Here is a 9,300-nt window from a genome sequence, read left to right on the forward strand (position 1 = left end):
TTGCACCCGATCGTCTTGTCCCTGCTTGGTCTGCCGGCACCGCCTTGTTTAGGCGGCGTTTTGTCGTAGGGTTGCGACGACTTGGACGTCGAGGCCGGTGAATGATGCGACTTGCTCGTCGTTAAATCCGGAAGCGAATAGCTGCTGTACGTTGTTCGGATCAACTGCCGGTGCCGCTGGCGCTGGTGGCGTCGCTACAGGAGCCGAAACAGGCGCAGGAGGCGTGACAGGCGCCGCTGGCGCTGGTGGCGTCGCTACAGGAGCCGAAACAGGCGCAGGAGGCGTGACAGGCGCAGAACCATCAAGCGCTCCCCCAAGATTCGCAGTGACCTCAATCCGATACACGTAAAGCTTCGTCGCATTCAAACGAGGATTCTTCGTATTCGGCTCTTCACCAGTGAACGTGATCCACAACTTGTTACCAGGCGCCAAAGCATGATCAGCATCCAACCCGGTCTGGCGAATCGCATCCATCATCGCAGTACGCTGCTGACCCCACAGCTTGATATAAGCAGCACCTTCAACACCTTCCGGTGTCGTAATAGAAACAATCAACTGCTCTTTCGGCTTGCCATCAGGCCAGAACTGCGGTTCAGAGGTCGTGTAATCCGTGACCTGTTGAATCTTCGTGTTAGTAATAGTTCCACCAACGGTTTCTCCAACCGTTTCAGGCTTGACCTGCTTCGCCGAAGCGAACGCGTCATTGAGTGACATTGATAGTGACATTATGTTTTCCTTTCTTAGAAACCTTTTTGTTAAAAAACTTGTCCGAGAGTCGTATGAAAATCAGGGTATTTAGCACAGTCGAAGCAACCTGGTTCACGCGGCAGGCCCGTTATCCATTTATCCCGTGCGTCTTTCGATACCGTCTCGAGTGCCCGAATGTTTTTCAGCATCCGTTCAACTCGAGCTAGCCCGTCCAACGCGATTTGCTCGTCGTACTCAGCTATCCAGATGTAGCCGTCGTTGAGTGTTAGCGAGTTGCGTGGCTGGAAGTAGACGCAGACGTGGCTTGTTGGATAACCTGCCTGGTTCCAGCCACGCGCATACAAATGCGCTTGGACCTCATACTTACGTCCCGGATGCTGGTTACGTTTGACCCGATCCAACGTCGATTTGCCGACAATCTTCCAATCAACCGTCATTCCCGTCTCCGCCAGCCCATACTGGTCTGGTAGAAACAGGTCAGTTGAGCCGGTGACTGGTTTGCCGTCGATTTCGCCGACTGTCACCCGGTTTTCACACAAGAACACCGGTTGGGTTTCTGCCCCTGGTGTTTCATTGTTGAGCTTGGTGAAAAGATCTTCATAGTAGGCGTGGACGCAGGTGCCGATGAACGGGAGCCAACCAACTGTTGGTTCTGTTTTAATCCAGCCGGCAAGCCTTGCTGCTAGGCAGTGATCACATTCCATTCCGATTTCGGAAGGCCCGATCATGGTTTGCAATGAGCGTGGCGCATATCTGATAGAGTCCTCAATCAGAGTTTTCAGTGCGTCGCCGGCTTGTTTCGCTGTTGTCGTCATCGGATTGTGATTGTTGGTGTGCCGGTGCGGTATTTGTCTAGCACGGCTGGTGCTAGATGCTGTGAGACTGCCTTAGAGTCGATAGTTTGTTTGTATAGTTCCGGATTTGTTTCTGGCGTGAAGTCCTTAGCTAGTGCGGTGGTGTTTAGGCGCGGCTTGGTCCAAGTTACGTTATGTCCAGAGACTTTTCCGCCTTCTGGTAGGGCTTGGCCGAGTTGTTGTTTGATGATTTCCATTTGTTGTTTGATGTTTTCGGAGGCTTCTTTGAGTGCCAAATATTGGTTCATGAGGTTTTCGGTGTTCATTTGTTTTCTCCTTCGATTGTTTTTGTTAGGTCTTTGTCGAGTTCGCGGCCGATGGCTGCGATTTTGTTCTGGTTTTTGATAATCACTTTGTATGCGGTGTAGAGGTCGTCCGCGGCGATGTTGTATCGCACGTAATACACGGCGGCGATCGTCGCGGTGGCGAGGTTGGTTAGGATCAGCAGCGTTATCATTCGTCTTTGTCCCCTATTTCTACAAGTTTTTTAATCGCTACAACGATTCCCGTAAGTTCATTTGCGATGTTTGGGATTTTTTCTTTTTTAAGTTTCGCGTTCAGCATCACCGCTAACTGGTGATATGTAGCCATGCAACCTTCTGCGGTTTGCGCGATAACATGACCTTTATGTTCAACCACGTAGGTTCGTGCGATTTTTGTTGCGAATAGGAGGTCGTACAGTAGTTTGTCAACGTCGTTTAGCGTGAATGGTAGTGTTGTTTTGTCTTCTGGTCCGCCGATGATTCTTAGTGTGTCGTCGGTGTGGAAAAATGCGAAAATTTTAAGTGTGTTATCGTTCATTAGTTTGTTTCCTTTTCTGGTGGTGCGATTGTGAGTGGGCCGAAACTTTTTTGTAGGTCGCGGATGTGGATGCTGATGTTGCTGTTTTTGTCTGGCCCGTATTTTCCTCGTCCTTTGTAGTAGAGCCGTGTGCCATCCGAGGTGAGAATATCGGTACGCGGATTGTCGCCAGGTTGGACTGTGTATCCGGGTTTCACGAAGCTACCGCCTCCGCGTATTTGACGAGATGCCGAGTGTTTTTTTGAAGGCTCATTCTGTGTGTCCTTTTGTTTTTCGAGTAGTTTTTTCGAGTAGCTATAAAACGGCTTTAGCGCGCGGTTTTCTAGCTAGTCGTTTGTTTCGAGTAGCTCTTCGATTATTTTTTCTGTTTCGTGCGCCTTGTTGATCGTGGCGTGAAGATACTGGAGTGTTTTCTCAGCCGAGGCCTGCGCTTCCCCGTATCCAATAAGCGCATTGGACAATGTGGGGAGGTTTGGTTTATGCATCGGCTGTCCCCCATTTTTCTGCTAGTCCTTCGGTGTAGCCCGGGAATCGTGCGACGTGCATTTCACACATGTCGGCGATCAGGTGTAGTCGTGGACGGTTTTCAATGATCTGCGTATCGGTGGATTCAGGCCAGCCATCATCTTGGTCCGCTAGAGTTCGGAGTTTTTCTATTGACCCAGTCCAGCAACCGATGGTGATTTTCCAGCCGTCGGGGGTGGGGATGAATATTGCCTGATACTGGTAGAAGTTTGAGATTTGCAGAATATGACCAGCCCCCCACAGGTCAGCGTCCGACAGGTCAGCGCCCGACAGGTTAGCCCCCCGCAGGTCAGCGCCCGACAGGTTAGCCCAGCGCAGGTCAGCGCCCGACAGGTTAGCCCAGCGCAGGTTAGCCCAGCGCAGGTTAGCGTCCGACAGGTTAGCGTCCGACAGGTTAGCGTCCGACAGGTTAGCGTCCGACAGGTTAGCGTCCGACAGGTTAGCGTCCGACAGGTCAGCCCCCCGCAGGTCAGCCCCCCACAGATCAGCCTTCCGCAGGTCAGCGTCGGCTAGGGTTTCGAGATCTAGGGTCAGCAAGAGTAGGTAGTGTGTTAATCGCGCGTGTGGGTTTTCTTTACGCCATACGGCGATTTTCTCAGCGTTCGTTTTCATTAGTTTTCTTCTTTCATCATCAAGTGAGATAAACGGAGCACGAGCGGCCAAGCCAGAGAGACGCACAACATCGCGCCAGCTCCGTATGTGATGCGTTCCCAGCCTTCAACGAACTGTGACAAGGCGACGAGATTCCCGCCAGCGACGGTTAACCCACCGGCGATGATTGTGTAAAGAATTTTCATTTTCAGGATGCCTTTCTGCGATTTCGTGCGCGTGTACTCCTTGGGGCGATAGCGTTAGGTGAAGAATCGGGGTGTTTGATGCCGCGTTTAGCGCGTATATAGTCGTCGATTGCGTTTTTAGGTATCCGCCACCGGATACCGATTTTGAATGATCCGGGGAACTCGCCTTTTGAGGCGTAGATTGCGACTGTTTCGGGGCTGATTTTTAGACGCTCGGCAACATCAGCAGTGGTTAAAAGTTCGGCTGTCATTTGCTGGCCTCTTTCTGTTTCAACGCGGCTTGATATAGCAGATGCACACGGATCAGCTTCGTGAGACTAAGCTTTGGTTTCGTATCCATCAGGCCGCCTCTTTCCCGTCTTGAGCCAGAAACTTATTGACGAAATACAGTTGGCCTTTACCAGTCACCTTCGGTGTGAGAGATACCGACGTGTGCCCGTCCGAATGGTTCACGACAGTTTCTTTAATCTCAAACAGACCCATGTCCATTGCCCGCTGTGTTGGTTTGTTCCAGCTCGAACCTTTCTGCCGGATCAAGTAGCCGTTTTCGCGTAGCCAGCTAAACAACCGGTTCTGTCCGATGTTGATACCGTTACCGCGTAGAATCTTTGCTAGTTCGCCGATGAGGATTGATGTGTGTGACACGGCGACTGAGTCTGCGAATAAGACTTTCGGCGCATCCTGCTCAACCTTGGCTTCGAGTTGGTTGCGGGCTTCCTGCTCGGTCTTCAACTCGGTAGCGAGCCGGATAATAAAATCAGGATTCGTCAATGTCTGCTCGATGACCTCTGGGGTCATGTATGCGCCATGCTTACGAACAGACGGGATGACTTCTTCGGTGACCCACTTGCGGAATGGCTTAGCGGCAGGGTTGTTCGAACGAATAAGCGCAGTATAAAGACCAGACTCGTTAATCACGGTCACTTTCTGATCTCCACCAGGGGTTGGCACGATCTGCCATCCCTTATCTTCTTCGTCGATCATGCGAGTGATCCGGCTGCTGGATTGTAATCCGAGGACTGCTGCAACGTCTTTAGCTACAAACCAAGGCTCATCACCTTTCCTAATAACGCGAACGTTGCTATTGTTGTAACTGAATGGAATCAGATTATTGTTCATATGTGTTTTCCTTTCATCGACCGTTCGAGATGCGACCTCGGACGGTCACCTATATATGTGTGTTTATGTGTGCCTACTCAATAGAGAGGAGGTGAAAAGATTGTTATCTCGCAGACAAGCCCTGCTAGAAGCGCTAGGGAACATTGCCCAAGGGACTCAAGAAGCCGCAAACTTGAAAAACTCAGCGACAGACCCAGATGTACGCCGTCTAGCAAACAGCCTGTACTACATTGGATACGGTGCCCAGCAAGCGATTTACGCATTAACTGATCGCGGACGGATAAACGATCTCGACCTTTAAGCCCTGCGCCTTGCCTATCTTGACAAGTAGCTTGGCTATTTTTTCTTTGGACATCGGGATCTCGCCATTCAACATTGCGGTGAGGGCCCGAGCCTCTCTCACGCCAGAGCGACCTTCCCAGAACCTAGCTGAACAATCATCAAGAAATTCAAAAGCCTTTCTGAATGATTCTTCGTTCTCTTCACTTTTAGCTTTGTCTGATTCGAGCATCTGTTCAATATCCGTGCTAGTCTTAGCTTGCTTTTCCTCTATCTGGCGCATTGTCTGCCGGGTAGAATCTCCGTGCGACTTTGGCTGGTTCTCATCGGCCCCCAACATCTTCTGGGCGGCGGTCAGGTGTTCTAGTATCAGGTCGACGTGTTTCTTGGCGCGTTCTTTGTTGTCTGGTTTGAACGCATAGAGCGCGTCAAGAATCGCGTTAGCCATCCGTAAATGATTCCGGACATCATCCAACCATTCAGGGAACTGGTATTCGCTCATTCCTTTCTCCTTTCTTTTCACTTGTTGCATTTAATGCAACAACTGGTTGCTGGGTTGATGAATCTTGAAGCAGTCCCGCAGTTAGTACAGTGTCGTCGCCAAGGAACATGTTCGCGTTTGCATTTCGTGCAACAGGTTCGCGGGAATCGAAAAGTCTGTACTTCAGGTGTTGGATCGGCTGGAGTACCGATCAGCTTGAGTTTTACGGGATTCTTCATTGGTGTCCTTCTTATGCGGCGGTTTCTTTTCGATTTTCTTCGGCTTGTTTGAGTAGCATCCAGGCTTTAGCTCCGAGAGCTTCTGCGACCATCTCCAGTTGATCTACTCCGAGTTGACTTTCTTCTTTGTATATTTTTCGCCACAAGGTAGATCGTGGAATTTTGGTAAGAGTGGCTAGCTTCGATGGCTTGATTTTCTTTCGTGCGGCTTGGGCACGAATTTCTTCGTTTACGTGTTCGCTGAGCATATTTCGTTCACCTCCTCAATTTCAATGTTGAAATCGGCTCATAACATTAACGTAATTTCACTATTGAAATTTGTCAAGGCGTATTGTGTGTCAATTTCAAATATGAAATAATAAAAGCGTGAAAAGACAAGTAAAACAACGCACTGATGTGACACCACTCATATTTAATATTGTTGAGATAATCAAGGCGTCACTGAAAGATGCTGAGTTAGAACAGAAACAATTAGCGAAGCTGACAAACATTTCAGAGCCCAGTATGAGCCGCATTATGAAACGTCAGCGGGTTATGGATATCAACGAGCTGGATTTCATATGTAAAGCGCTAGGGCTGACTACTTGGAAAGTAGTTAAACAAGCCGAAGAAGCACTACTCCCGCCGCGCAACATCGCGTCTCTTGATGATCGTCGTCGAAACATGTCGGAGGAGCCGCCTAACATAGAATTGTTAGCATCAAGCCCGCACAATATCGAAGAAGATCAACCTAGCTACGACGACTTCTAAAAGGAGGAACCCCGTGACTGTCGAAGAATTAGAACAATTCATCGAGAGTCACGGGGTTAAAATCGTCTACACTCCGCAGCTCGAAACATGCGGCGGATACAGTAAACAACACCAAACAATTTACATGCCAGGCAGCTATCAATCCCTACCGAAGAACGCACTCAGCGTACTCGCTCACGAGTATGCGCATCATCTGCTCGGCCACGACGGGCCACAACCACCAACCGAGGAAGAACGAGCAGACCGACTAGCCGCGCAACTCATCATCTCGCCCACCGAGTACGAGTTAGCGGAAAAACTGCACGAGGGGCAACTCTCAGCCATCGCCGAAGAGTTGGGTGTAACAACCTGGATCGTCAAAGCCTACCAGCGTTGTTTACGCGTAAGCTAAAATGCAATCATCTTCAGGAAACAGGACAAGCAAGAGGATTTGATAATGAAAAATAAATCTTGGAAGTTTTGGGCACTTATCGTCGTCGCCGTATTCGTTATTATCGGCGCAGGCCAGCAACTAGGGCTAATCAACGATCCGAATAAGGAAACCGGCAAGGAGAACTCACAGACTACTGCCGAGCCTACAGAAACAAAAGAAACTCCTGCATCAAGTGAAAAGACAACAGGCGGAATTGACTACGGTCACGCAGTCCAGGCGTGCGACAACACGGCAAAAGACCAGCTTTTCCCAGGCGCGAAATACAATTCCGACCCAATAATGGGAGAACAAAAATCTGGGGTTGGTATTGATGATTCCCAGTTCCTTGCCGTGTATAACGTCAAGGTTGATGGACATAAAACCGCTATCACGTGCCTCGTAGATGGAACTGTGGATGCGATTAACGTCGTGAGTATCAAAGAAACAGAGTGGAAATAACCGCGCGTATATGAAAATAGCCCTTGCAGTCAGTTACGGCTGCAGGGGCACTTCTTGTTTCTAGATAAGCTTATCGCTTGCGGTCTACATGCGCTCATAGCCACCCTCAAAGAACGGAAGAACTAATGCCCACACGCTACCTTTCGCTACACGGGTACGCCCAGCGCGTAGGCATCGCCTACAGTACAGCCCGAACCTACCAAAATCAGAAACGGCTAGCCCCACCAGACGCAATCATCGGAGAAGGAAATGCAACAACCTATGGTTGGCTCCCCGAAACAGTCGACAACTGGCAAGCCAACCGTCCAGGGCGTGGTGCTAGAACCGACCTACAAAAATAAAACGATAAGCCCCAGCAAGCGTTCATGCCTGCTGGGGCTTGTTGTTTTACTCAGCTTCTATTACTTCCGCGTCCACCACATCATCGCCGGTCGTGATCTGTTTCGGTGGAGCGATTTCCGGTAAGGCTGGCGAGAGTTCGGTGCCGATTGCTTCAGCCGCGCCAGCCCAAGATTCACGCGAAAGATGCCCGTAAGTATCGACAGTTGTTTGGATTGATTCGTGTCCGAGCCGTCGTTGAATCACCGGCAACGGCGTGCCGAGCTTAATTAACGCCGAGGCGTGAGAATGTCGTAGATCGTGCAAGCCTGGGTTGCCGTCGATTCCCGCCGCGGCAGTAGCCTTATGCCAATGCCGGTCAACGAAGGAGTTCAGATTCATTGGGCGCGCCGGGTCTTTCGGTGAGTGAAAAAGTAGCGCGTCTGATTTTTCGAATGAGCGCACGAACGGCTCGAGCACGGCGACGACGTTCGCCGGTAAGGTGATTGTGCGATATGCGGCGCGGGATTTTGGCGAGCCAAGATAGGAGCCTTGTTTGTCTTTCTTGAATGCTTTCTCGATACGTACCGTGGCTGGGTTTGCGTCGAAATCAAAATCTGCTGGTGTGAGTGCGATAGCTTCACCGCGCCGGATGCCCGTTGAGTAGATGAGCAGGATGAGTGGATGGAATCGCTCCGGCAGGTGCTCGAGGATTTTCGCGATCTGTTCACCTGTCAGATACATCTTTTCTTTCTTCGCCTGATCGCGCGGTATCTTCACACCCTTAGCTGGATTCGAGCTAATAATGCCTTGCTCGATCGCATACTCACACACGGACGACAAGATACCTTGCGCGTTGCGGATGCTTTTTGGCGAGTAGAATCCGCCGGTGCGGGTGGGTTGGGAGCGTTGCCATGCTATCCATGATTCGACTGCGGTTTTCGTGAGTGTTGATATTGGCATTTTGTCTGGGAAGAATTTGAGCCAGGTTCGTTTCGCTACCCGCCGGTAATCTTCGCCTGTGCCGCGAGCGCCGTATGAATCTACACGCGCGATGTAGACTTCAAGCACATCTTCGATCGTTTTGATTGCCAGGCTTGTATCGGATGCGTCTCGCAGTTCGCGTGCTGCTTTACCGCCGATGGAATCGACTAACTGCCGGAATGCTTGCGCGTCCGCAAGATTATCGAATGTTTCGGTGGTTGGGTTTGCGCCTTTTTCAATGCGGAAACGAACCCTGTAAGAAACTGTTCCGTCTGCCCGCCGACGCGGTTCTATGCCTTTTATCATTAGTCTATACCGTTCACTCTGTGTACTCGTTTGTGTACCCGCCTGTGTCCCGGTTTGTGAATCGTTGATATATCAACGGTTTAGAAGTGCGCGAGGAGGGACTTGAACCCTCACACCCGAAGGCACCAGAACCTAAATCTGGCGCGTCTGCCAATTCCGCCACTCGCGCATGATCAATCTAAAAGATTGCTACCGACTCAGCATACACAAAACCAACGCGATTGCTCAAAATTTCAGCAATCGCGTTGGCCTAAATCACATTACGCGC

General features: G+C 50.4%; 18 protein-coding genes and 1 tRNA gene. 4 read left to right on the forward strand and 15 right to left on the reverse strand.

The genetic code is table 11. From position 1 onward, the window contains the following. Positions 1-48 precede the first annotated feature (48 nt). The 13 genes from HC352_RS05580 to HC352_RS05640 all read right to left on the reverse strand — a co-directional run bounded on the left by HC352_RS05580 (position 49) and on the right by HC352_RS05640 (position 6,051). The gene (locus HC352_RS05580) at positions 49-726 is read right to left on the reverse strand and encodes a hypothetical protein (RefSeq protein WP_168917957.1); all 678 of its coding nucleotides are present in this window, start codon (positions 724-726) and stop codon (positions 49-51) included. A 29-nt stretch (positions 727-755) separates the two neighbouring features. After that, on the reverse strand, positions 756-1,523 hold the full coding sequence (locus HC352_RS05585) for a hypothetical protein (RefSeq protein ID WP_168917958.1): 768 nt from the start codon (positions 1,521-1,523) through the stop codon (positions 756-758). Next, complete coding sequence (locus HC352_RS05590) at positions 1,520-1,828, reverse strand: hypothetical protein (RefSeq protein WP_168917959.1); 309 nt, start codon at positions 1,826-1,828, stop codon at positions 1,520-1,522. Before HC352_RS05590 ends, HC352_RS05585 begins: the two co-directional genes overlap by 4 nt. Then, positions 1,825-2,019: a hypothetical protein gene (locus tag HC352_RS05595; protein WP_168917960.1), complete on the reverse strand. Its 195-nt coding sequence runs from the start codon at positions 2,017-2,019 to the stop codon at positions 1,825-1,827. The genes HC352_RS05590 and HC352_RS05595 overlap by 4 nt, the downstream gene beginning before the upstream one ends. Beyond that, positions 2,016-2,363, reverse strand: coding sequence for a hypothetical protein (locus HC352_RS05600; RefSeq protein WP_168917961.1), 348 nt, complete (start codon positions 2,361-2,363; stop codon positions 2,016-2,018). The genes HC352_RS05595 and HC352_RS05600 overlap by 4 nt, the downstream gene beginning before the upstream one ends. Beyond that, positions 2,363-2,560 (reverse strand): hypothetical protein, encoded by a 198-nt coding sequence (locus tag HC352_RS05605; protein ID WP_168917962.1) that lies wholly within the window; start codon positions 2,558-2,560, stop codon positions 2,363-2,365. Before HC352_RS05605 ends, HC352_RS05600 begins: the two co-directional genes overlap by 1 nt. Positions 2,561-2,689: 129 nt before the next feature. Then, on the reverse strand, positions 2,690-2,848 hold the full coding sequence (locus tag HC352_RS05610; protein ID WP_168917963.1) for a hypothetical protein: 159 nt from the start codon (positions 2,846-2,848) through the stop codon (positions 2,690-2,692). Further along, positions 2,841-3,500, reverse strand: a complete 660-nt coding sequence (locus tag HC352_RS05615; protein WP_168917964.1) for a pentapeptide repeat-containing protein — start codon at positions 3,498-3,500, stop codon at positions 2,841-2,843. Before HC352_RS05615 ends, HC352_RS05610 begins: the two co-directional genes overlap by 8 nt. Then, positions 3,500-3,685 carry a hypothetical protein gene (locus tag HC352_RS05620; protein WP_168917965.1) on the reverse strand — a complete coding sequence of 62 codons (186 nt, stop codon included), beginning with the start codon at positions 3,683-3,685 and terminating at the stop codon, positions 3,500-3,502. Before HC352_RS05620 ends, HC352_RS05615 begins: the two co-directional genes overlap by 1 nt. Positions 3,686-3,687: 2 nt before the next feature. Next, complete coding sequence (locus tag HC352_RS09245) at positions 3,688-3,936, reverse strand: helix-turn-helix domain-containing protein (RefSeq protein ID WP_168917966.1); 249 nt, start codon at positions 3,934-3,936, stop codon at positions 3,688-3,690. 88 nt (positions 3,937-4,024) lie between these two features. Continuing rightward, on the reverse strand, positions 4,025-4,804 hold the full coding sequence (locus HC352_RS05630) for a phage antirepressor (RefSeq protein ID WP_168917967.1): 780 nt from the start codon (positions 4,802-4,804) through the stop codon (positions 4,025-4,027). Between the two features lie 262 nt (positions 4,805-5,066). Continuing rightward, positions 5,067-5,585: a hypothetical protein gene (locus HC352_RS05635; RefSeq protein WP_168917968.1), complete on the reverse strand. Its 519-nt coding sequence runs from the start codon at positions 5,583-5,585 to the stop codon at positions 5,067-5,069. A 229-nt stretch (positions 5,586-5,814) separates the two neighbouring features. After that, positions 5,815-6,051 (reverse strand): hypothetical protein, encoded by a 237-nt coding sequence (locus HC352_RS05640; protein ID WP_168917969.1) that lies wholly within the window; start codon positions 6,049-6,051, stop codon positions 5,815-5,817. A gap of 118 nt (positions 6,052-6,169) precedes the next feature. Here HC352_RS05640 and HC352_RS05645 point away from each other — a divergent pair, with 118 nt between their 5' ends. The 4 genes from HC352_RS05645 to HC352_RS05660 all read left to right on the forward strand — a co-directional run bounded on the left by HC352_RS05645 (position 6,170) and on the right by HC352_RS05660 (position 7,765). Beyond that, positions 6,170-6,553, forward strand: coding sequence for a helix-turn-helix domain-containing protein (locus HC352_RS05645; protein WP_168917970.1), 384 nt, complete (start codon positions 6,170-6,172; stop codon positions 6,551-6,553). 13 nt (positions 6,554-6,566) lie between these two features. Continuing rightward, the gene (locus HC352_RS05650; protein WP_168917971.1) at positions 6,567-6,944 is read left to right on the forward strand and encodes an ImmA/IrrE family metallo-endopeptidase; all 378 of its coding nucleotides are present in this window, start codon (positions 6,567-6,569) and stop codon (positions 6,942-6,944) included. A gap of 45 nt (positions 6,945-6,989) precedes the next feature. Further along, positions 6,990-7,424, forward strand: coding sequence for a hypothetical protein (locus tag HC352_RS05655; protein ID WP_168917972.1), 435 nt, complete (start codon positions 6,990-6,992; stop codon positions 7,422-7,424). Between the two features lie 125 nt (positions 7,425-7,549). Continuing rightward, complete coding sequence (locus HC352_RS05660; protein ID WP_168917973.1) at positions 7,550-7,765, forward strand: transcriptional regulator; 216 nt, start codon at positions 7,550-7,552, stop codon at positions 7,763-7,765. A gap of 46 nt (positions 7,766-7,811) precedes the next feature. Here HC352_RS05660 and HC352_RS05665 read toward each other — a convergent pair whose 3' ends face one another. Then, positions 7,812-9,032 (reverse strand): tyrosine-type recombinase/integrase, encoded by a 1,221-nt coding sequence (locus tag HC352_RS05665; RefSeq protein ID WP_168917974.1) that lies wholly within the window; start codon positions 9,030-9,032, stop codon positions 7,812-7,814. A gap of 87 nt (positions 9,033-9,119) precedes the next feature. Then, positions 9,120-9,201, reverse strand: a tRNA-Leu gene (locus HC352_RS05670). Positions 9,202-9,300: the final 99 nt, after the last annotated feature.

This window comes from Arcanobacterium buesumense (genome assembly GCF_012563545.1).
Lineage (GTDB): Bacteria > Actinomycetota > Actinomycetes > Actinomycetales > Actinomycetaceae > Arcanobacterium > Arcanobacterium buesumense.